General features: G+C 41.6%; 19 protein-coding genes. 3 read left to right on the top strand and 16 right to left on the bottom strand.

Annotated features, from left to right (window positions below; translation table 11 throughout):
- Nucleotides 1-33 precede the first annotated feature (33 nt).
- Both ACHUFW_RS04270 and ACHUFW_RS04275 read left to right on the top strand, forming a co-directional pair.
- Entirely contained in the window at nt 34-1,020 is a 987-nt protein-coding gene (locus ACHUFW_RS04270) for a glycosyltransferase family 2 protein (RefSeq protein ID WP_394200863.1), read from the top strand.
- On the top strand, nt 1,017-1,913 hold the full coding sequence (locus tag ACHUFW_RS04275; RefSeq protein WP_394200865.1) for a glycosyltransferase: 897 nt from the start codon (nt 1,017-1,019) through the stop codon (nt 1,911-1,913). Before ACHUFW_RS04270 ends, ACHUFW_RS04275 begins: the two co-directional genes overlap by 4 nt.
- Before the next feature lie 3 nt (nt 1,914-1,916).
- Here the strand turns inward: ACHUFW_RS04275 and ACHUFW_RS04280 are convergent, their stop codons facing one another.
- The 5 genes from ACHUFW_RS04280 to ACHUFW_RS04300 all read right to left on the bottom strand — a co-directional run bounded on the left by ACHUFW_RS04280 (nt 1,917) and on the right by ACHUFW_RS04300 (nt 8,202).
- Nucleotides 1,917-2,588 carry an acetyltransferase gene (locus ACHUFW_RS04280; RefSeq protein ID WP_394200867.1) on the bottom strand — a complete coding sequence of 224 codons (672 nt, stop codon included), beginning with the start codon at nt 2,586-2,588 and terminating at the stop codon, nt 1,917-1,919.
- Nucleotides 2,578-4,347 carry an asparagine synthase-related protein gene (locus ACHUFW_RS04285; protein WP_394200869.1) on the bottom strand — a complete coding sequence of 590 codons (1,770 nt, stop codon included), beginning with the start codon at nt 4,345-4,347 and terminating at the stop codon, nt 2,578-2,580. The genes ACHUFW_RS04280 and ACHUFW_RS04285 overlap by 11 nt, the downstream gene beginning before the upstream one ends.
- Before the next feature lie 2 nt (nt 4,348-4,349).
- A complete protein-coding gene (locus tag ACHUFW_RS04290; RefSeq protein ID WP_394200870.1) occupies nt 4,350-5,768 on the bottom strand; it encodes an MOP flippase family protein in 1,419 nt (472 codons plus the stop codon).
- 199 nt (nt 5,769-5,967) lie between these two features.
- A complete protein-coding gene (rfbB, locus tag ACHUFW_RS04295; protein ID WP_394200871.1) occupies nt 5,968-7,053 on the bottom strand; it encodes a dTDP-glucose 4,6-dehydratase in 1,086 nt (361 codons plus the stop codon).
- Between the two features lie 63 nt (nt 7,054-7,116).
- Nucleotides 7,117-8,202 (bottom strand): TDP-N-acetylfucosamine:lipid II N-acetylfucosaminyltransferase family protein, encoded by a 1,086-nt coding sequence (locus ACHUFW_RS04300; protein WP_394200872.1) that lies wholly within the window; start codon nt 8,200-8,202, stop codon nt 7,117-7,119.
- 257 nt (nt 8,203-8,459) lie between these two features.
- Between ACHUFW_RS04300 and ACHUFW_RS04305 the strand changes: the two genes are divergently transcribed.
- Nucleotides 8,460-9,626: a nucleotide sugar dehydrogenase gene (locus ACHUFW_RS04305; protein WP_394200874.1), complete on the top strand. Its 1,167-nt coding sequence runs from the start codon at nt 8,460-8,462 to the stop codon at nt 9,624-9,626.
- 213 nt (nt 9,627-9,839) lie between these two features.
- Here the strand turns inward: ACHUFW_RS04305 and ACHUFW_RS04310 are convergent, their stop codons facing one another.
- From ACHUFW_RS04310 to ACHUFW_RS04360, 11 genes are all read right to left on the bottom strand, one after another.
- Complete coding sequence (locus ACHUFW_RS04310; protein ID WP_394200875.1) at nt 9,840-11,090, bottom strand: CDP-glycerol glycerophosphotransferase family protein; 1,251 nt, start codon at nt 11,088-11,090, stop codon at nt 9,840-9,842.
- 116 nt (nt 11,091-11,206) lie between these two features.
- A complete protein-coding gene (locus ACHUFW_RS04315; RefSeq protein WP_394200877.1) occupies nt 11,207-11,602 on the bottom strand; it encodes an adenylyltransferase/cytidyltransferase family protein in 396 nt (131 codons plus the stop codon).
- Nucleotides 11,603-11,611: 9 nt separating this feature from the next.
- On the bottom strand, nt 11,612-13,015 hold the full coding sequence (locus ACHUFW_RS04320) for a sugar phosphate nucleotidyltransferase (RefSeq protein WP_394200879.1): 1,404 nt from the start codon (nt 13,013-13,015) through the stop codon (nt 11,612-11,614).
- A 35-nt stretch (nt 13,016-13,050) separates the two neighbouring features.
- Nucleotides 13,051-15,033: an exopolysaccharide biosynthesis polyprenyl glycosylphosphotransferase gene (locus tag ACHUFW_RS04325; protein WP_394200880.1), complete on the bottom strand. Its 1,983-nt coding sequence runs from the start codon at nt 15,031-15,033 to the stop codon at nt 13,051-13,053.
- A 313-nt stretch (nt 15,034-15,346) separates the two neighbouring features.
- The gene (locus ACHUFW_RS04330; protein WP_394200883.1) at nt 15,347-16,387 is read right to left on the bottom strand and encodes a glycosyltransferase family 2 protein; all 1,041 of its coding nucleotides are present in this window, start codon (nt 16,385-16,387) and stop codon (nt 15,347-15,349) included.
- Nucleotides 16,377-17,672, bottom strand: coding sequence for an oligosaccharide flippase family protein (locus ACHUFW_RS04335; RefSeq protein ID WP_394200884.1), 1,296 nt, complete (start codon nt 17,670-17,672; stop codon nt 16,377-16,379). Before ACHUFW_RS04335 ends, ACHUFW_RS04330 begins: the two co-directional genes overlap by 11 nt.
- A gap of 168 nt (nt 17,673-17,840) precedes the next feature.
- Nucleotides 17,841-19,109, bottom strand: a complete 1,269-nt coding sequence (locus tag ACHUFW_RS04340) for an O-antigen ligase family protein (RefSeq protein ID WP_394200886.1) — start codon at nt 19,107-19,109, stop codon at nt 17,841-17,843.
- Complete coding sequence (locus ACHUFW_RS04345; RefSeq protein WP_394200888.1) at nt 19,064-20,479, bottom strand: GumC family protein; 1,416 nt, start codon at nt 20,477-20,479, stop codon at nt 19,064-19,066. The genes ACHUFW_RS04340 and ACHUFW_RS04345 overlap by 46 nt, the downstream gene beginning before the upstream one ends.
- 18 nt (nt 20,480-20,497) lie before the next feature.
- Complete coding sequence (locus ACHUFW_RS04350) at nt 20,498-21,721, bottom strand: polysaccharide biosynthesis/export family protein (protein WP_394200889.1); 1,224 nt, start codon at nt 21,719-21,721, stop codon at nt 20,498-20,500.
- Between the two features lie 26 nt (nt 21,722-21,747).
- Nucleotides 21,748-22,101 carry an STAS domain-containing protein gene (locus tag ACHUFW_RS04355; RefSeq protein ID WP_394200890.1) on the bottom strand — a complete coding sequence of 118 codons (354 nt, stop codon included), beginning with the start codon at nt 22,099-22,101 and terminating at the stop codon, nt 21,748-21,750.
- A 502-nt stretch (nt 22,102-22,603) separates the two neighbouring features.
- The gene (locus ACHUFW_RS04360) at nt 22,604-22,993 is read right to left on the bottom strand and encodes an ATP-binding protein (protein WP_394200891.1); all 390 of its coding nucleotides are present in this window, start codon (nt 22,991-22,993) and stop codon (nt 22,604-22,606) included.
- Nucleotides 22,994-23,059 lie beyond the last annotated feature (66 nt).

Below are 23,059 nucleotides of genomic sequence, written 5' to 3' on the forward strand. Positions count from 1 at the left end.
GTGAATACTGTGGACTTAAGGATAGGATCTACATTGAATAATCACCCAAAAATTTCAGTACTACTTGCTGCTTATAATGGTGGCGATTACTTATCTGTGCAAGTAGCAAGCATATTAGAGCAACGTAATGTTGAGCCGCATATTTTAATTCGAGACGACGGTTCAACTGACGGTAGTATTGAAGCTTTACAGAAAAAGTACGTAGAGAGCGAGCAATTGAGCTACATAAAAAACTCTACGTCAGCTAGAGGTCATCTTGCCAATTTTAGCGCTTTGTGTCTGGAGGCGCTTGATTTGGAATCAGAGTACTTTGCCTTTAGCGATCAAGATGATGTTTGGCATAGTAATAAACTATCTCTTTGCTACGAAAAGCTTGTTGAGTTGGAAGCAAAGTATTCGAGTAAAATGCCAATTTTGGTTCATTGTGACCTTCGAGTTGTAGACAAAAAGCTCAATGAGATGGCGCCGTCTTTTATCCAATATCAAGGTATACCTGATCCAGTAACGCATTCTGCAGAGGCTTTTTTACACCAGAATGTTGCTACAGGGTGTACTTTTGTGTTCAATCGAGCACTTTTGGAACTCGCTGCCCCTATTCCTGAGGTGGCTATCATTCACGACTGGTGGTTTGCACTAGTAGCCAAATTTTACGGTATAGTGAGCTATATTGATCTACCGCTCATAGATTATCGGCAACATGGTGGAAACTCAATTGGGGCTATTTCGGTAGAGAAGCAGCGAAATGTTTTTAAAAGCCATATTTATAGAGCACTTTTGAGATATCCGGCCCATTTATGTGATTCAGTGAAACAAGCTGAAGGGGTGTCTAACATCACGTCGAATACTGATAGTTTTTATTGCAATGAGTTAAGTACTTTTTCGGAAATTTTAAATAAAAATTTTTACCATCGTATTAAATATGGTTTTTCTATACTTGGTAAGCCAAAGCCAATTGAAGAGAAACTTTATTACTCTTTTGTGATGTTGATAAGCCCTATTATCAATAGAATGAGCCGATGAAATCAATATCTGTTTGCATCCCTGTATTTAATCCAAATATGACATATTTACAGCTTGCTGTAGAAAGTGTACTAGCCCAATATATTGATAATTGGGAGTTGGTATTAGTGGAGGGCTCTGGGAGTCGTAATCAAGACATAGAAAAGTTTGTAGATTCGTTTGTCGATCACCGTATTAAATACGTAATGAACGAGGAAGATACTACGATGGCTGGAAATTGGAACTTTTGTATAGAGTCGGCCAAGTTTGATTTAGTCACTTTATTGCATGATGATGATTACTTGTTACCCAATTATCTGAAACAAGTTATAGAGTTACATTCGCAATACCCTGAAGCAGCAGCCTGCTTTACTTCTGCGACCACGGTGGATGAGCAGGGACGGCCATGTTTGACAATGGCCGATAGAGTTAAGGGCTATTTGAAACCCAGAACTGAAGTCATTGTACTTAAAGAAGATAATGGTCTTTCATCAATATTGTCAGCAAACTACATATTTTGCCCAACCCTGTGCTATAACAAGGTAAATCTTGGCAATATACGATTTGAACAACGGTGGAATATGGTGGCTGATATTGCTTTATATGCTGAGCTTCTTGTACAAGGAAAGTGCTTAGTTGGTTCAAACAAAGAGCATTACATTTATCGTCGTCACTCGAATAACCAAACTGCTAAGCTTACTTTATCCACAGAGCGGTTTGAAGAAGAAGTCGCATTATATAACACTGTAAACAGTAGTTTGCTGATAAATAATTGGCCTTTAACTATCAAGGTTACACGCTCTAAAAATATAATTAAATTACATATTGTTTATTGTTTATTAGTGGCTATAGTGAAGCTGGATAAACATTATGCTAAAAAATTAATCAAAATTTTCTTTAAGTGTTTTAGATAAGGTCTATTTTAGGTACTTCTGGCCTGTATGACGAGTGCTAACGATTTTAGCCGGGCTACCGACAATAACCAAGTTGTTTTCAAAGTCATTGATTACAGTACTTCCTGCCCCGATAATAGTGTGTTTACCTATGTTAACTTTCTCTATGATTGTTGCATTTGCACCAATTGCTGAACATTCCCCAATTGATACACTTCCACATAGCACTGTACCTGGGGAAAGACTACTGTAGTTGTCAAGTGAGCAATCATGGTCTATGGACGAATGGTGGTTAACAATAGCATGCTGTCCTATGTGCGCTGACGGTGCGATGATCGCGTTGGCCATTATGATGCTTCCTGCTTCAACTGTAGCATGGGGGCTGACTTGTGCTTTAGGGTGGATTATTGTTAGAAAATTAGCGTTGATTTTATTTTTTACTATTTTTGTTGATATTGTTTTTCTTTGGGAATTATCGCCGATAGCAATAAATAAATTAAGACGTTGAGAATTTCGACTTAACTCCTTTAAGAGCGGTTCTAGTGAGCCTAAAACCGGATAACCTAAAGTGGTTTTTCCTTGCTCACGATAGTCATCTATTAAACCAGCAATTTGGTATTTCCCTTCAGCTTCAATAGCGTCAATTACAACTTTTGCATGGCCTCCGCTGCCAATGATATATGCGTTAGCTTTCATTGATACTCCTAAATTTGGAAAGTTGCTCTAGGTAAATCGCTAACGTTAATAATGCACCAATACTCTCAGCGTTATTGGGTTTCATTTTGTAAAAATGCGCTAGTCTCGCTGCAATATCTTCTTTACTAATAAGTTGTTGTATTGCTGCGTCCTCACTCATTAATAGTTGATTGGCATAACTTTTAAATTGAGGTTGCTGCATCCAGTCTGTATAGGAAGTATAGCCTTTACTGGCATTTATCTTTCGATATACGGTATGTGCTATACCAGCGAGTGGACTTGCCTTAACTAAATTAATCAATTTTCTCTTAACAGACACATTTTGGTGGCTGTCGCCACTTTCATTCGCTATAGATATCGGCTTACCTGTTTGCTGCCACGGAATATCTTTAAAATACATCGGGTAGTATTTAAGTAACATTGCGTTATAGATGCGACTGTTAAAACGATAAGCATCAGGTAGAGAGTAGCTAAAATCTATTAGGTCGTAATCCATGAATGGTTTTAGATTATGTAACCGACTACTTAAAAGGTCAGTTCCTGTAGCAATAAAGCGCACTCCTCGATTATAAATAAATATGGGGTCGTGTTTAGTGCTGCCAAAATAAGCATGGTTTAGTTCGATGCTTTCGACAAGGCTAGGATAACGTTTGGCTAGCAATTCAGGCGATGTGCCTTGTTCTAAGTGATTATTAACCAAGTAGCTTCCACCAATTACGGCATCACCCAAATAACCATTTAACAGATAGTTACTATCAGTTGCTATGTCTTCGGCGGAGCCTAAAGCGTGCATATGCAGTACATTAAACATTCCGTCAGTTTTCCAAACTCCATTTTCTCTACCATCGAACCAATTAATGGCGTCTATTGTACGAAGTTCATTTTCCACTTTAGCTAGCTTTGCAACTTGTTTAGCTATAGTTGCATCATCACAGTCAGGATTTCCAAAAGTGAAGGTTTTTATTTTTCCATTAAAATGTTGCTTGGCCGCGGCCAGAATTACTCTCGAGTCTAGCCCGCCGCTAAGTGTAACAGCTAATGTTGGCTGTTTTAGATTACTTAAGCATCGTTGCATTGCTTTATCAAAATGATAGTAGAGCTGGTCGGTTGCTTCATCAAAACTGATATCAGTGTTGATGCTAATGTTGCTCCAACTCCAATATTGTTGCGTGGTGCCGGCCATGGAGTTCAGTTCTATCTCCATGATGGTAGCGGGAGGGATTCTATTTATGCTCTTGAACCATGTTTGCTGATTCAGCATATGCCCCAATTGACCGAAAGCATTGAGTGCGGCTTCATCGATCTCAAGTGAAATGTCAGGATGCAATGTTAGTGCTTTTAGCTCTGAAGAGAATCCTTGGATTAGGTTCTCTTGCTGTGCTACGTATATTGGCTTCATGCCATAACGGTCAGTGGCTAACGTAACGTGTTGACTACTTTTGTCATAAATGAAAAGGTTGAAGTAACCGTTGGCTTTTGTCAGACAATCAGCGAGATTTCCATTTTTATGGGCAGATAACAAAAGGTTTGCGGGGTTAGCACAGTCCAAGCTATCAAGAGAAAAGATATCTCCATCGAGTATAAGTAAATGCTGTTCAGTTTCGATATATTGATAGCCAATATCATTGCTAATAGCATTGATTCGCACTTGGATAATGTCATCTACAAAGTCTTTGGCAGCCTTATTGGACAGCTGAGTAAAAGAGTTTGAACAAAAAGGTGTTATGTATTGTCCGATAAAACCTGTTATTCCCGGCATTATTATCTATTCCTGATCTCTTTAACTGTTTTTTTTGCAATGGGTAACAATAGTAGCGTATAGGTTGAAAGTAAGATGACTAATTCAATAGTAGTGGATATGTTGGGTATTATATAATGGCCTGTCGCGACCATAAACATTGACACTAAACAAAGTAACATTGCTTGTTTGAAGGCACTAAGAAACTTCCATAATGAAAGTTTGCTCACGGGTCTCACCAGTACTAGCCAATGAGCAAAAAATAGTAAAACTTGTTGTGCTACTAGTGATTTAACTATCCACTCTAGACCATAAGGGAAACTAAAAATAACCACTGCTGGACGAGTGATAGTAACCAACACGTTCCACCAAAATGCCCGCTTCACCTCACCAGTTGCTCTAAGCATAGCGCCGACAGGATTTATTAGTGAAATAAATAGCATATAAACTGCTAGCCAACGTAAAAGCTCACCATACTGTACCCACTCGGCACCAAATACGAAGCCTAGAATAGTATCTGGGTACATTATAAAAGCCATGTAAAGTGGCAGATTTAACAAGCTTAATATACGGAGTATTTGCCAATAAATGTCAGCAATAGCATGTTGCTCTTTGTAATGTGACATCAAAGGAAATGTGACTTTGTGGACCACGGGGTTGATAAGTTGCATCGCTGGGCGGAACACGAGGGCCTTTATATATGAATAGATTCCTAATGACTCCGCACCCATCAACTTACCAATAAGTAATTGATCAAATTGGGCGCTTAAAAAGTTGATGCACGCTTCCCCAGCTTGATAGAAACCATACTTGATAGGTTGTTTGATTGATCTCCAGTCGGGAACTTCAAATTTGGGACATTTTGTTTGGCTCATTACTACAATCAACAAACCTAAAAGTCCAGCGGTGACTAATTGGCTAGCGACTATTGCTGACATTCGCATTTCATAACCAAGACATAAAATAAGTGTTGTGAAGCCGACGATTGCCGCAATCGTTTCTGCTTTGGCAAGAATGTTAAATTTAAAGCGTTGCTGAAGCAAAGCCATAGGTTGTTGGTACAAACTTCTAATTAAAAATACTGGAGAGATTGCAATAAGGAGTTTAACTAAATCAGGCATTTCGAAGAAAACACTGATTGGAATTGATAAAAGTAACACGCTTAAAGTGAGCGACAATCCAAATATGATATTAATTAAATAGAGCGAGTTTAACTGCTTTTTAGTTAAATCCTTGTAATAGATCAGAGCGTTGGAAAGACCTGCATCGCCAAATATTTGTGCAAATCCTACAACTAAGTTGACGATAGCCAAAATGCCGAGTTCAGCTGGTGTTAAATAACGAGCTACTATAAGTAGCTGAGCAACTTGGAGAACAGCTCTAAATAGAGTAGAGCCAGCAGTCCATGACACTCCTTTTGCTGCAGTTTTGGCTATGGTCATTAATTAAAGTACTTAGAAGTAGAAAACGTTCATTACATTGTGTAGTTATGATCAAATAGTCGCCGAATAAGCTCATTTCCTACATATTGTTTATGGCCTTAGTGTCCAAAAATATAAGTAGATTGTATTAGCTTAGTTCAAGTAAATGCGCTAGTTGGCGATTAATTGAACTTGTTATTCATCATATTTTCGATTGAGCTCACTTGCTCTTTAAACCCAATCGCTCACCCTGATAGCTGCCATCCAGTATGGCTGAATACCACGCTTTATTTTCTAGGAACCACTCTATGGTTTTCTTTATGCCTGTTTCGAAGCTTTCCTTAGGTTGCCAGTTTAAATCGTTGGCAATTTTTGAAGCATCGATCGCGTATCTAACATCATGACCAGGTCGGTCAGCTACATAGGTAATTAAATCGGAAAACTGCCCTGTAGCGCCATTCACAACAGGCAAAGGCTTGTCAATAATGAGTTCGTCCAGTATTGAACAAATACACTGAACTACTTCTAAATTGGTTTTCTCATTGAATCCGCCAATATTGTAGGTTTCAGCTACCTTGCCTTCACTGACTACTTTATATAGGGCTCTTGCGTGATCTTCAACATACAGCCAGTCACGGATTTGTTGGCCATTACCGTAGATGGGAAGAGGTTTACCTGCTAGTGCGTTTATGATGATTAAAGGAATCAGTTTTTCGGGGAAATGAAATGGGCCATAGTTATTTGAACAGTTGGTTACAATAACTGGTAAGCCATAGGTACGCTGCCAGGCCCTAACCAAATGGTCAGAACTTGCTTTAGACGCAGAGTAAGGCGAGCTAGGGTCGTATGATGTCGACTCAGTAAACAGATCGTCGGTGTTACCTAAGTCGCCATAGACTTCATCTGTCGAAATATGGTGGAAACGAAAACTATTTTTTTGTTCTTCGCTACTCGTTAGCCAATACTGCCTAGCCACTTCGAGTAAAGTGTAGGTTCCTACAATATTGGTTTGAATAAATTCTGATGGCCCATCAATAGAACGATCTACGTGTGACTCCGCAGCTAAATGCATTACGATATCAGGTTGATGCTCTTTGAACGCTGACTCCATAGCTGACTTATCACAGATATCAGCTTGGATGAAAAAGTAATTGTCTCTATTTTCGATACTTTGTAATGAGCTTAAGTTTCCTGCATAGGTTAACTTATCAACATTAACGACCTTATTATTGGTTTCGTTAACCAAGTAACGTACAAGTGCACTGCCGATAAAGCCTGCACCGCCAGTGATAAGGATTGTTTTCATTTTGTTATCCATATACTTAAATAGCTGAATAAAGTGCGCTGATTATACCACCTATAAAGCAGATTACAGGTGACTTTGTGTCAATTTGTCGAAGAAGTTGCTCCACTTAGGTGCTAAGGCTGCTTCAGTAAAATTTTCAAGCAGTATTTGCTGGTTTTTTAACTGCGTTTTTGGACTAACTTGCCGAAGCTGCTCTACGCTTTGCTGACTAAGGTCATCAATAGATCCAATAGTAAAATGATAGCTTTTGAAGTTCTCATAAGTACTCGTTGAAGACTTAAGGAATAATTGTTTTCCATGCAGCATCATATAATAGGCAACATACAAACCTTGTTGACGGTCGTGAGCGAACACAGTGACATCAATACGGGCCAATAGTTTGTCATATTCGGCTTTTGATAACATTGATTGTATCGGTATGAATTTATGGCCGAAAATCGCTTTCCCTTGGTCTATCACAGTTTCTATGTATTCGTCTGTGCCTGCGTAGTTAAGCGGCATGATCAGTTCGATATTCTCATTGCTTAAGTGAGCAACACTGGCTAATAACTCTGGATGGTTATTACTTTTTGCGGCAGAGTTCCCTAACATAATACTCAATGGACCGTCAGTTTGAATGGGAAGAGTCTCTGGTGGGCTGACTTCTACTAAGGGGTAAGGTAAAGTTTCAACTTTCTTGCGGCCAAAAGTATGCTGTATTAGCTTTCCATCACCGGGATTTAGTGATTTAACAAAATGCATTCGTCGGCAAGCTAGTACATGGGCACTTTTAGCTATCACTTCTCGAAAGGTGCGACTTTTACCCAAATATTGATAAGTATCAGCCCCCCAACTAACCCAGCTACAACGTTTAAGTAACTTGGTGAAGTTTAAATGTAAGCACAGTGTTCGGTTGTGTAGGCTATGAAATATAAACTCTGATTTCGCATTTTCTTGCTGCATTAGTTTAACGAGCTGCATAGAGTTGCAATAGAATTCCGCGTTGAACCCGGACGCCGCCAACCGTTCAGCATTTTCGCGATCGCTTGTTTCATTTTTACTGCTTTCAATGAATACCTTATGGTTGTTCTTTACATTACAGTAAGCTCTGAAAAAACCCATAAAGTTATGATAATGATGAGGAATATTTTCAAAAATATGGATTATCATTGGTTGGCCTATGGGACTTGGAAATCGTTGAGTTTTTCAAAGTGACGTATAATGCCATAGTTAGACGTATATAGGGTAACAGTTTTACGATAGTTTATCTGGCGCTTATCAATGGTGAACGATTGTGGGATATGCAAGCTTCAAATAAAGGAATCAAGCTTGAATTCCGGATAAAATCACACAAATTTATATAGTCAGCAAAGACTTTAGTGCGTTGTGATGTTAATGTACGCGTTTTTAGTTTTAGAGGAATAACAATGAAAGTCGCAATTGCTGGTACGGGGTATGTTGGTTTGTCCAACGCAGTGTTGCTTGCTCAGCATAATACAGTGGTGGCAGTAGATATTGTTGATGACAAAGTAAACCTAATCAATCAAAAGGTTTCTCCAATATCTGATAATGAAATTGAGCGCTTCTTGGTCGATAAGAAGCTCGATCTTGTTGCCACTACAGATAAAGAGCTTGCCTATAAAGATGCTGATTATGTTGTTATTGCGACTCCCACAGACTATGATCCTGAAACCAATTTTTTCAATACCGCTTCTGTTGAGTCTGTAATTTCAGATGTATTGGAAATAAACCCTAACGCTGTGATGGTTATAAAATCAACTGTGCCGGTAGGTTTTACTCAATCAGTAAGAGCTAAGTATCAGTGTGACAACATTATTTTTAGCCCTGAGTTTTTAAGAGAAGGCAGAGCGTTGTATGACAACCTGCATCCATCAAGAATTATCATTGGTGAGCGCTCAGAGCGAGCTAAGGTATTTGCAAACTTACTTGCCGATGCAGCGATTAAACAGGATATCGAGATTCTTTTCACTGACTCTACTGAGGCTGAAGCGGTTAAGTTGTTTTCGAATACTTATTTAGCTATGCGAGTTGCTTACTTCAATGAGTTAGATACCTATGCAGAAACTCACGGATTAGACTCTAGGCAAATTATTGAAGGCGTTGGTTTAGATCCTCGAATAGGTAGTCATTATAATAATCCATCGTTTGGCTATGGCGGATATTGTTTACCTAAAGATACGAAGCAACTAAGAGCTAACTATGCTGATGTACCTAACAGCTTGATCGGGGCGATTGTTGAAGCAAATACCACTCGGAAGGATTTTATCGCTGAGTCTATATTGAAGAAATCGCCTAATGTTGTTGGGATATACAGACTGATTATGAAGTCTGGTTCTGATAATTTTAGAGCCTCTTCAATTCAAGGGATTATGAAGCGAATCAAGGCGAAGGGGATTGAGGTTATTGTTTATGAACCTGCGTTAAACGAACCAGAGTTTTTTCATTCTAAAGTTGTTAAAAGTGTTGATGAGTTCAAGGCAAGTGCGGATGTGATTGTTTCAAACCGCATGGTTGAAGAACTCGAAGACGTAAAAGATAAAGTTTATACCCGTGACTTATTTGGCAGTGATTAGATTGCAAGTTGTTAATTACTAATAGAGCTAATTTTCAAGGATTAAATTTGGTTTGATATTCAAGCGTTTTCAGTCACTATGAGAAGTTTGATGGATAGTTATCCTAAGTGTCAAACTTCAAATAGCTTAAAACCTTTTGAGAGAAAATCAATTCGAAAGCTGACGGACTCAATGGTTATATCTTTGTACTTTTGATTACTGTTGCTGATAAGACTAGCCTAAAGCCGATGTAGCTTTTTTCTGGCAATGACTTTTGATTATGTAGCTTTCTAATATTTCAAAATTTGATGTGCTCTTCTTCTCCCAAAACCATTGCTTCAAATTGTCATAATCCTCTATTTCCTGTTTAGATAGCTGAGTAAAGTCGCTATCTAAACAGGTTTGTACTTCTTCAAAATCGGCTAGCCTCCAACGGCAGTCTTCATTGTTAATAAATGGCAAGCTTTGCGAGTAGTTGTAATGACTGCGCTGCTCGGTAACTTGTGAGTCAAAGCAATAGAAACGAAATGGCGTATTGTTGGGTAAGATATCGATAAACAGCGATGAGCTATCGGTAATAAGCAGATCGATCTGCTTGAGCAAATCATAAACATCATCCCTATCTGAAATATCTAATATGTTGTCCATATCCTGCAGCTCTTGCGCATAATGGGCTTCATTAGGGTGTAAACGAATGAGTAGCAGTTGATGATTACGCTTTAATTGCGCTGACAGCTGCGGCCAATTAAAGGCTTTGTTATAGGGGGATTGACCAGGTTGTTTATCGGTTAGGCCCGCATCGCGCCAGGTGGGGGCGTAAAGGATGACTTGGCGATAGGTCTGACCAATGAGCTTGCTAATCTCCTTTTGCCGATGGGGATAGCAGCCATAGAAATCTGTACGTGGGTTACCAGTGATTAAGGTTTGCTGAGAAGATAATCTAAAGGCAGATTGAAACAGTTTTTGAACTTCTGTAGAAGGGCATAATACCAAATCAGGGCGTATGTGTTCTTGATAGAACATGGTTGATTTTAGCCATGCTTGTTGCTGATTACTGCTTTGATAAACCTTTGCTAGAGGCCCTTGGTCGATATCAAATTCAATTTTCTTTAATGGACTGCCGTGCCATAGATTGGTTTTTATCGCGCCACCATGGGTGTATTGGTTTACGTCTCCAACATAGCTAGTGTAAAAGTAGTATTGGGCTGTTATGGCATGGTAAAGCCCTTTAAAAGACCAGCGATGATAGGCCTCATACCCTTTACGATTTAGCTGTGCAACAACCTTATCGTCACCTGAAATCCAAATAGCGCGAATAAAATGATTGAGCTGCCAGTGTAGATAAAGATATTTACTGTTATCGGCAAATTTGTTCTTGTAACAACCTAATACAGCTTTATGTTGCCGAGGAAGCATGGCCAGTATTCGATTGCTTAGTTTGGCTAATAAGCCTTTTAACATCGGCATTAAAGTAGACTTAGACATGTATTATGTTCCTCTTAGAGATTTACCTTTCCCTTGGTATTCTGATAATTTGCCATAACTGCCTGAGGCTTATTAAAGCCAATTATCTGCACGTTATTAACTAAGTTTAGTTCTGTTTATTCAGATGGTTGACGTAAATCGACTTTTATGTCCGTTGTTGATACATCTTGTGTGCGCGTTAAATAAACGACTTCACAATATTGTTTTAAAAAGTCAAAACTGCCTTGCCAATCATTGCCAATAGCAAAGGTGTCGACATTGTATCTTTTGATGTCTGCAATTTTTTGCTGCCAATGGGTTTCTGCAATGACTAAGTCAACATGCTTGCAAGCTTGCAGCATTTCTACCCGTTGTGCATGGCTAAAGAAAGCGGCTTTGCCTTTTATGGCGTTAAATTCATCTGTAGACACGGCAACAATTAATCTGTCACCCAATGCTTTTAAACGTTTAAGTAGACGGACGTGTCCATAATGAAATAAATCGAAAGTACCGTAGGTAATGATTGTTTTCATAGTCAGCTCCTATTGAGTCACATTGGTGGTAGATTGCTTTAAGGTTGCTAAAACAAGCTGCGCATACTTGCTGGTTTTTGGGTCACTGGTAAATGTGAGCTCTATCAAGCGGCGCTCCTCTTCTGGCGCATTATTGGGAAGTAATAGTTGCACAGGGCCCAATACGCCTAAGGTTTGATTGTTACTGCTTTGAGGGTGTTGAGTGGTTGCGCTAGCACCAAACAATGCTAGCCGTCCGGAAATCACATGTCTTAGTTGTGGCAATAGTGATAAGAAACGGTTTTGAAGGTTAAAGCGCCAACTTGTAAACGGTGAGCCGTCATTGTCGGTCAAGTGTTCTGTCACAATGGCGTTGTTTGGGTGTTTAATCAGGCTCACGATTGCTAATAGGCAAGTTGCCAGCGCAATAATGGGTGAGCAGATTAGTAAGCTTAATCTCAACCATTGGCTAGAGTGAGTCTCACTGTGGGTGGCCGTTATTTCGTTGGCCGCAAGTAACGTTGGATCGTCAACAGTGATGTGGCCTTCGTGACTTAGGTTGATCAGTAGGTTTTTACTGACAATCACATTTTGTAGTTCAAGATCTTCACCGACAAAGGTATTGGGTAACACTATGCAGTTATTGAGTTTAGAGTTTGCTCCGATTAGGCTATGTTCACCCACAATGACGGTGTTATCGACTTTAACGCTATCGTCTAACCAAGACTTTGCCCCCACAAGTCCCTGAGCTGATTGCATTGACTGGGGATTGATCTGTACTTTCTCTCCTAAATAAAAGCCACCATACTGCTCATTCGCGACAAACATTTCGTTGGGGGTTAACCCTTTTACCTCTCCTTGGATCAACTGTTGGTTGGCGAGCATATAGTTTCGCAAGCTCTGTAAATGAAAGTTTTGACCATGCAACACTAAGGTCACTGCATCTGCGTGGACGTGGTCATTTGACAGTGGCCAATTGAGTTCATCGATATAAGGAATTGCAGCGGGGAGTAACATCATGCCTGCGTTCATTCCCGCCATTTTTGCTTCAACATAAGCTGCAGGGAAGCGCGCTGAAAACTGAACAAACTTCTCAACACATGGGCTTCTAAAGATATCGCCGCGGATAATAATGGTTGAATCATCGCGACGCAGCGAAAGGCGATTAAGGGTATCTAAAGTATTCTCCTCAGGCTTAGACAAGAAATACTCAATTTGTACGCCCCAACGTTGACCGCTCTGAAGATAGGCCTCTATTTGCTCCGCATCGACTGAGATGACCATTTTTATATTGGTAATTCCAGCAGTGGCAAGATCTTCAATGGTATATTCGATCACCGTTTTACTGCCAATGCGTAATAAAGCGGGGCAGTAGTGCTGGTTTAAAGGAGATAGCTCTGATCCGGTTCTATTGGCTAATATTATCGCTTGCATAGTCATTCCTTAGTCACACCTAGGTGATAGATAAATTAGTACGCGCCGCGAGCAGTTAGCACCGCCGGGATCGTTTTAAGTAAAAGGTTAATATCGGCAGCAAGAGATTGTTGATAGATATAATCAATATCTAGCTGAACTTGTTTATCAAACGGGATATCAGAGCGTCCGCTTACTTGCCAAATACAGGTAATACCTGGTTTAACATTCAATCTGCAGCGCTCATGTTGACTGTATTGCTCAACTTCAGTCAGCAATGCGGGTCTTGGACCCACTAGCGACATATCACCTTTGAGTACATTCCATAGTTGTGGCAACTCATCGATTGATGCTTTGCGAATAAAGCGGCCAATACGTGTAATGCGCGGATCTTTTTTCATCTTAAAGGTGACACCGCCTTGCATTTCATTTTGCTGCTGTAACTTCTCAAGCCGCGCTTGGGCATCTACATACATAGAGCGAAACTTCCACATTTTAAACGGCAGGTTATGCTTGCCAGCACGTTGCTGGTGGAAAAATACTGCGCCGGGAGATTCGATTCTAATCAGCGCAATCACTATCAGTAATAAGGGCGATAGTAACAACAGTGCAATGGTCGCCACTGTAATATCAACAGCGCGTTTAGCTGTACTGTTTACTCTTAGGGCAAGCTTATGGCTAACACGTTTTAATAAGGCTTTTTGATGGGCTAGCTCTGGGTTACGCAGGCGTTGCTCCATCGATTGCACCTTTTCGTGGGCCAAATGCGTGCTAGCTATATCTGTTGCGTTAGTGTTTGCAGCCTTTTCGGCTTGCTTGTGAAAACGACGAACGCGATAGATGAACAATGGGTTACCAATGATGTAGCGTTTCCACATGCGCTTGGGCTCTGCAAGTAAACGACAAACCCACTCCATACCAATTTGTCTAACCCATAAAGGCGCTCGCTTGATTCTATTTGAATAAAAGTCGAACAAGCCACCGACACCAATTGCTGCGCCAACTTGAAGTTGCTTTTGGTGAGTGTGCAACCACAGCTCTTGCATTGGTGCACCCATTGCGACAAGTAATACAGCAGCGCCGGAATCATTAATTTTGTCGATAACACTTGCATTGAGCGTGCTGTCGGCTAAGTAGCCATGATGAGTGCCGGCAATTTTTAGCTTAGGAAATCGCTTAGACATATTTTGTGCGGTGATTTGCGCGATACCGGGTCTGCCACCTAAAAGAAAGATTGACTTTCCTTGTAGGGATAGTTGCTCACATAGCAATGGGAACATATCGGTGCCGTTAACATTGTCTTTGAGCGCCAATCCTAGGTGTTGAGCGGCAATACGCACCCCTAAACCGTCAGCAAACACACTTTGGCAGCTGTTAAGTGCAGTGACGTAATCATGGTGATGGTAGGCGGTGTTCATGCAGTCGGCATTAACAAATGCAAACCGCGCTAGATTTTGCTTGTCGGTAGTAGCTTGCATTACTTGCTCTATCATCGAGGGCATGGTCACGTTGCTAATTTTGACATCAAATAACCTAAAGCTGTCACATTGAAGGTGTGTCGCTGAGCCGGAAAACAGGTTGATAAGTATTAATCGAAAAATAGCCAGTAGGTAACTGATAGCGTTGCGATGTGCATTGATGAGAGCTTGTTGTTGGCACTCAAAATTTAAGCCCATTTTAATGTGTACTTGATTGAAACAAAGGATGCCTGGCTTTGAAGCGACCACAGTGCTTTTTTCGAATATAAAACGCTGTTGCGATCCTAATAGGTGCAACTTACCAGTGATCACTTGTAATAACTCGGGAAGCTTACGCGCAGGGTGTTGAATATTTAAGTGATATACGTAGAAAGCTTGCTGCCTTTGGTCGAGTAGTGCAATGCGCTCAAAGGCGGCATTGAGTTTGAGTTTTCGAATGGTGGCAATCAACATAATGATAGGAGCGCTTAAAGTAAGCAGCATGACAGCTAAGGTCACGTCAACTAAACGTATCATTGCCTTGGTCATGTTCATGCCAGCTTTAATCTTGTATGAGGTCATAGGTGGCTCCTAATTCATGTTTAACTGTGCTTAGTGTTATATAAAGATAAGCATGAGGTGTGCCAACATTTAAAATTGCTAATTATCAATCGCTTGAGTTAAATTTGAGTTGGTTGAGTGTTGGCCGTGTGCGGTTTGAGGATTGCTCTTTGCAGTTTGCAATGCGCATTGCAGTGCTCACAGTCGGCCAAGATAGCGAACCAATACTGGCAACGGGGATTGTTAGCATTGGCAAAAGATGGAGGGCGACAAAACAGATTGGATCTGATGTTGTCGCAACAGCTTGTTATGGTTCATGTACTAAAACCCTGGCTTAAAATTGTGATGCGTTAACCCCATCACGCCCGATCACCCAGCGTTGCCTAAGTCCAATGCAGTATTGGCCTAGTTTGGCGCATGCTTTGAACATACTTGTAGGTAATATATACAATAAATAAGCGGCACTTAAGGTGACAACAGTACGCCCGGTTTCTTCCATCAATAGATCCGGTGATTGAGCAATGGCTTTATCAATCATTTGTTTAGCCGTTTTGCCTTGTCCGCTCCTTACCGCTTGCCTGGCTAAATATCTTAGCTGGTAAGCGCGCGCTTTATTTTCGTGCTTTTTAAGCAATTGCGGGGCAAAGATCCTCGCTTTATCAATCATTTTCTCCCACGATGCCAGCTGTTTATTTACATCAGCAGACAAGCCTTCTGGGTTTAACCGATAATAAGTCAGTGGCTGCGGGATACCCGCCATTTTCCAGTTGGTTGTTGCAATCATTCTAAGCCAACATTCGATGTCTTCTGACTGGCGAAAAGTTTCATCGAAGTAGCAACTATATTCATCGGCATGGCTGTAAGGTTTAAAGCGAATATCATTTAATGCTTCTCGGCGGATCACGGGGGCTGAACCATTACCAACAGGGTTGCGGCAAAGCAGCACTTCGGCACTAATATTTGTTAGTTGTGGCATCTGATAAATGGGTGTCATGGTGCCGTTGTGGCGCATAAATGCGCTGCGAGAAAAGCTAATACCGACCTTAGGGTTGGCATCGAGGTGGTCAACATGCAAGCGCAATTTATCTTGGTGCCATTGATCGTCAGAGTCGATAAATGCAACATAGCGACCAATAGCATGTCTGATACCAGTGTTTCTTGCTGCAGCCAAGCCTTTGTTGTTTCGATGATTAATGATGCGAATACGACTGTCATTAAATGTTTGGCACAGTGCTAGGCTTTGATCAGTCGAGCAATCATTTACAATAATCAGTTCAAAGTTTGTATAAGTTTGCTTCAATACAGAATCGATAGCACTTTTAACAAAGTGCTGCACATTATAAACAGGCATGACGACCGATACTTTAATATTCATAGCGAGCCTCCTGAGGCGACTTAAGATAATTTTTTGATGCACGCTGTTTAAGGGTGCGGTAGATGTAGAAACTGAAAATAGGCATACCGATTAGGTGGATAAGTAAAATAGCCAACGCAATCATGGTGAGCCCGAAGTAACTGGCAATGACAATCGCTATCGTCAGTGCTGCGGTAAATCCGACGTTGTAGAATAGATTGAGTTGGCTGCGGCCAATGCTTATTAATAATTGACTGGTTGCTTCACCCAGTGGGCGAAATAATCCGCTGAGGCATAGCAAGATAAAGATGGGCAGCGCGCCGGCATTGACCCATTGCTCGCCATAAACTAACGGTACGTACAAAGGGGCCAATATGGCTTGCAGGCCTATGATAGGTAGTGCAAAAACAAATATCAGTTTTAAAGAGTTGATGTACTGCTGGCTTCGTTGCTCGATAGGCGCTTCGCACAGATTTGAGTACAGGGCAGTGCCATAACTCTGAACCAACCCTAAACTAATACCAAGACTGGCATTGAAGGCAAAGAAATAGACCCCTAAAGCTTCGACGCCTAAAAGGTAACCGACAAGCAGGTAGTCGATGTTTTGTCGCAACGCGATACTTAAGTCGGCCAAGCCTACCTGCAAGCCTGGACGTGCCAAATTAGCCAGTGAGCGATTTTTTATCTGGTGACTTAATTCGATGTTGGTGGCGCGGCGGTGGATGAAAACCCATACAAATACAACTAGCACTTTAGGAACAATAATTGCCCAAATGCCAAAACCTAGTATCGCAAGCAGCCCCGTAAGTAGGCTATCGAAAATGGTTTGCCAAAGCACAGCACTGCCAACGACTCGCATATTATTATCTTTAAGATTTTTCGCAGCATGCAACATGCCAAATGGCAACAGTAAATAACTTGAAGCCATTACTATCATAGGCAGCACTAAGGGCTGTTGGTAATAACTGGCAATAGGAAAACTGACTAATGCCATGATGAAAAACGCTGCAATACAAGCTAACCAATTAAGTCTATTGGCCGAGGCTAAATGGGCGGTAAATTTTGTTTCAGACATCGCGATCAACATGGCAGAGCTAATTCGTTTAGTGGGTGTGTGAATGAGCTCGAAGCAGGTAAGAATGATGGCGACTTGGCCAAACACTTCCGGTGTTAGTAGCCGCGCAATAATAATACTTGAACCTAATCTAACGATGCGGCCAATCACTTGCGCCGAACCCAGCCAGAAAATACCTTTACTGAGTTTATCGCTGGCGATGCCTTTAAGATATTGAGTGAGTTTTGCCATGGTTCATCCTAGTTTGTTGTCGTGGCTGAGTGATTGCCTAACCTAGGGCTTACAGGATTTATGCCATGTTTTATACTATTGAAATTAAAGGGTAATATTTTTTGTGGCAGTAAGGCAGGCAGCACTTTTGCATTTTGCAAATGAGCTAAAGTGCATTTTGCTTAGGTTTTATGATGCGTTATCGGATTGACTCGGTGTTAATTGAGTTTTAAAGGCAATACCAATGATTAAAAGCCCTGGCCAAAACAGGTAGGCTAAGATTTCAAGGTTTTCACCAAAGGTGTAAAGAAATAACATAATGAGCACAGCCAAAGCGACGCGGCTTAATGGGTGACTAGCACAGTGTCTTATTAAGCTCATAGCGCTGAACAGCATTGCGATTGCTAACGCGGTAGCGCCAATAGCCCCTTTAACAAAGAGGAGTCCATACCAAGTGTGGTGTGAGCCAATGGGCATGTATTCCACTAGGTGGGGCCCGCGCTCGACAATCCCGTGACCCCACCATATCGCTTCATTGGACCAACGTTCAATCGCGATGTGTGCCAGTTCTCCTCTTACTCTTGTTGAGCCCGCCCTTGCAGCTTTGATTGCTAAGATAGTAGATTCGAGTTTTTCTAGTACATGAGTGCCAAATAGGCCTGCAACGAGCACGATTGGGCTGGCAATTAAATATAGCGCTGGTTGTTTGTGGTAGCGCCAAAAAATGAAATAAACCATTATGAAAAGATAACAAGCAATGGCGAGCCGAGATTGAGAAATTAATATCATTATCAATGCACCGGCTAAACCATAGAGTTTGTATTTTAGCGACTTTTCTTGCAAGGCAAATATTGAAAACAGATTGCCTAACATACCTAGAGCAGGTGCCCACGGGGTAAATAATCGCCACCTGGGTAAGCCGCTGCCGGGATCGATTTCATATAAGCTCACACTAAAGAATTCAGGACCTGGCCCGCCAATGATGCTGGTGGGTGACACATACAATGTTTCTGGTAATCGAACCAACCATGCTAAGACGAATAAAGGCAGTAAAATCAATGTATGTTTACAGACTTGGCAGCATGCGCGGTAGATAATTTCGGGGCGAATATCTAGTGCGCCAATTAATGGGAATACGGCTAATAATGCCCAACCTTTTGCCCAGCCAATTGTTGATTTAATCAGTTTGGGAGTACCCAGTTGATAGTCAATATGGGCGATGATTAGCGCGACGAGCATGATAAACATGGCAATACACCATGTTTTAACCGCTGGCGGGATCTGGTAGGGGGCATGGTTAAAAGTATAGCGGCGCAGCATTTTTAACAGCAATACCCAACCGATCACTGGTGCCACAATGTACACAGCGCCTAGCAACCAGAAAAGGTAGGTAAAACTAATACTATACCAAACTAACTTTTCATCACTATTTTGCGGAGTATGGGTTTGCGTATCCATGCGATTCCTAATCCAGTGATTAACATAAACGAACTTAACAACCCACCAATGATTGCCAAAATGGTGGCCATCTTGCTTGGTTTTTCAGCCAGACTTGGTGCTGAAAGCAATTGCACCATAGGGTAAGCTGAATAAATATCTGACTTTCCTACATCCATTTTTGCTAGTGCAGATGTAAATACCGCTGTTGCAACTTGGTGTTGGCGATGTAAGTCTTCGAGTTTGGCTGCATCATCGTGACTATGGGTCAGTCTGTCATACCATTGATTGATTTGGCTATCTAATGTATTGATCTCTTCTGTAAGACCATGCAACTCAGTTGTTGTTGATAATAAGCGACTCATCAATTCAGCACGCATATCAATGTCATCTGCAGATAGCTTTAACATCAAACTGTTATCAGCATAGCCCAATAAACTTTGACTGCGCTTAGTCATCGCTTTCATTATGGTATTTTGTTGTTGCTTCTGGGTAAGTACTTGGGGGTGTTTAGCCCCATATCGTCCGCTTATTTCGGCTAATGTGGAAGTCGCATTGGTATAAACCACAAGTAACTGTTGATACAGTTGGTCATTTTTTAAAGTAAGAATATCAGCTGCTTGCTGAGGCGATAGTGATAACTGTGCTTGAATTGATCGCTGGCTTGCTTTCAACCCTTCTAGCTTTGAGACGAGATTGACGCGATTATGGCGTAAACGCTCGATAGTGAGTGCTAATTCTTTAAATTGGTCAAGTGATACTAGGCCTATCTCAGACTGAAATGCGAGGATCTCCTTTTGGCTTGCGTTAACTTTAGAAGCGAAGCCTTCAATGCCCATTTTTATGCCGTTTTCACGTTGACGACTTTCATCTTCTCTGAGTGAGTTCAGTAAGGCTTGAAGGCTATGGTATAGTGCCCAAGCTTTGTCCTGCGCTCCTTGGGCAGTAGCACTCTTTATACTAAAGTGCATAATGCCTGTTTGAGTGGGCAGTTTTAATTTGGGCTTACCTAATTCGCTGGTTTTGATTTGTAATGATTTTGCTGCCAGTGCCAATACGTTATCACTGGTCGATAATGCCTTGTAGTTTTGGCGAGGATCAATTGCCGAACTTTGATAGGGTGAGTTTGAAGAGCTATTGGCTTGACCAATGCTATCTAGGCTCACCGTTGCACCCGCACCAACCCCCGGTAAAATCAAAGTCCACTTGCTTTCGTAACGTTTAGGGCTTGCGGTAACCGTAAGTAGCACGACCAGCCAAATCAACAGCAGTGCACATGCTCCGGTTTTGATATATAGCTTGCGGCGCTCGGCAGGTGCTAGATTGGTGCCATCGACAAAGGCACGCATCAACCAGCGCAGTTGCTTTGGAGATTGAGATGCAGTAGCCATAGCCGTCACCTAGATGCCTTACAGTACGCCCATAAGCGTAGCTGGTAATAAGATATCAGTGAATGTGCGGGCAATTTCGCGAATATTCGTTACGGTGGAGTCATAACACGCTAAGCCGTCGCCAGGCAGTAAGACCGGGTTTACCTTGCTTTGATAAGAGTTGGCAATCAGGTTATTGATTGAACGTTCAACCACATCCATTTGTTGAGTAATGGGGTTTTTAGTGATGAGCAGCACATGACGGTCAGCATTGGTGGTATTGGCGCCGCCGACACAGTTTGCGCCAATGGCCCCACTTAATAATCGCGTTCCGTAGGGAAAACGCGTGGCTTCAGTATCCACCGCTGATTGAGAGTTACTGCTCGCAGGTTGAGTCAGGTTTGAGATAAATACTCTGATACCGGGTATTGTAATTTGCGAAGGGCGGGCTAACTGATCTTCAAAGTGGGCCGTGTTTGGCACATGGATATGATCGCCGGTGACCAAATTAAACGTTGGGACTTTTTCACCGGTTAAGAAGCCGGTTAAATCAACATGAAAACTTTGATGGTTACGGGTAACAATGACTTGGCTGATGTCGGCATCAGGACGCACACCACCAGAGGCTCTAAGTGCCGCCGCGAGACTTCGCTCACTGGCCAGATCGCCACTAAATTGCTCATGTTCATCGGCCATTTGTACTTCAGATTTTTTATTTATCAAGCGAATGCCTGGCTCGTAGACCGCACCAGAAATACGCACCTCTATTGCTCCCCACTTTAACGGCACGATGCTGACTCTTACCGCATGGGCGTGCATCAGCTGTTCACTGATTAAGGTTTCCGCTACCGAAGTTTTAAGCTGAGCTAGTGAAAGACCTTGTGCTTTTATGGGGGGAAGGTAAGGCAGATAGACATGGCCATCTGGGTTGACTTCCACTTGACCACTGAAATCTGCGCCATGTAATACATCGATGTCTAATCGGTCACCGCTAGTTAACGAGACTTGTTGCATGGCGATGAGACTTGCATCTTGCAACTTAGGATGGACTGGCATAGGTGCGATGTCCAGTTGCTCGTCAACGGGCAGGTGCCTGACATAAGGTGTGGAGTTACTGTAGTAATGGCACTGTTTTTTCTGCGCTTTGGTCGCATCTTTATGGCAAAGAGATTTCTCTTCAGTGTGAAGCGGTGTAACGCAAGCGCTCAATGCCATTACTGAGGCCAATAGTAAACTATGCAGAAGTGTTATTTGATTACCCATAATACAGTGCTCCTTGTCGCTGCTTGCTAGTGACTGACTGCAGGTGAACATACGTGTTCAATCGCTGAGTGTTTGTTTTCAAAAATGGTGAACACTTGATGTAACTGAGTTAGTTCGATAAGCGCTCTGACACCATTGGTTGGTGACAGTAAAACAATTTCGCCTGCCGATTTATCAGCGATTTTCATTGCCGAAATTAGAATTGATAATCCGCTGGAATCAATATATTCAACTTCATGAAGATCAACCACCAAACGGTTGGTGCCAGATTCTAGCTGACGGATGATTGCGGCACGCAAAGTCGGTGTTTGAGACATTACAACTTGTTTGGGTAGGGTGACTAAGCAAGCATTGCTGTGTGGTAATGGAGAGAATTTCATTTTGAACTCCTTGGCCTTGGCCGGTAGTAGTAAAATTATTTAGTGAGTTAGTTCATAGTTAGCTAAAAGTGTGCCAATTTTTTAGGTGTTGTTTTTAAAGGTTTTTTGTTGGTTTTGTGATTTTGTAGGATTGTTTTGAGTGTGAGGTTTGCAATGTGACATGCGTTTTGCAATTTGCGAACTCATCGTTACGGCGAGCAAAGCTGGGTGGTTAGCTCACTAAAAAGAAGAGGGTCACAGCAGTGGGGCGTTTAACCGCAAAGCGCCGGTTAAGGCACTTTTTGAGTTAAGGTCATAACAGTGCTTGTTGTAAAAGCCAGTTGAATCAACTTGCTGAAATAGCGGCAATATAAGCCGCAACTGGCAGCTATGAACGTTCATCAAAACGGCGAGATTGCTAATCACACTGACTTTTAAAACTCTGGTTTATGTAACACCGGTTTTTAATCATATGGACTTTATACCCAGCATTAGGTCGTAATAGTATTAGCTCGTAATAGTATTAGTTGCGCAGTAGCGATAACCTTAAGTGGCTACCTGCAACAGTACCTTGATAGCGGACTTGATCCATCCAGTTTTGCATTATCCAAAGCCCCCTTCCTGATGGCGAAAACGCAGGAGGGCAGTGGGGCGTTTGCAATGGTTTGTGTGGGTTGTTGTCTAATAGGTCTATAGTTACTTTGTCTCGCTCACAACGTAATATTAAACTGACCTGTTCGAGGCTGTGTTGACTATGTTGCTGGATATTGGCTACGGCCTCTAAAATGCACGTGACGATTTTAAATCGCTGTGAGCCCATGACACTGTTTTGTAGTAAAAACTGATCAAGCTGAGTGCAGAAGTGCGGATCATTTAACACTGATTGGGTGACATTAAACTGTAAGCTGTTCATATCTTGTATTCCTTAGTAAATCATTTACACCAAGTTAGGCCAAACTGTTTCGGTGGCTATCATCGA

Origin of the sequence: Shewanella waksmanii (genome assembly GCF_043643685.1) — a bacterium.
Lineage (GTDB): Bacteria > Pseudomonadota > Gammaproteobacteria > Enterobacterales > Shewanellaceae > Shewanella > Shewanella waksmanii_A.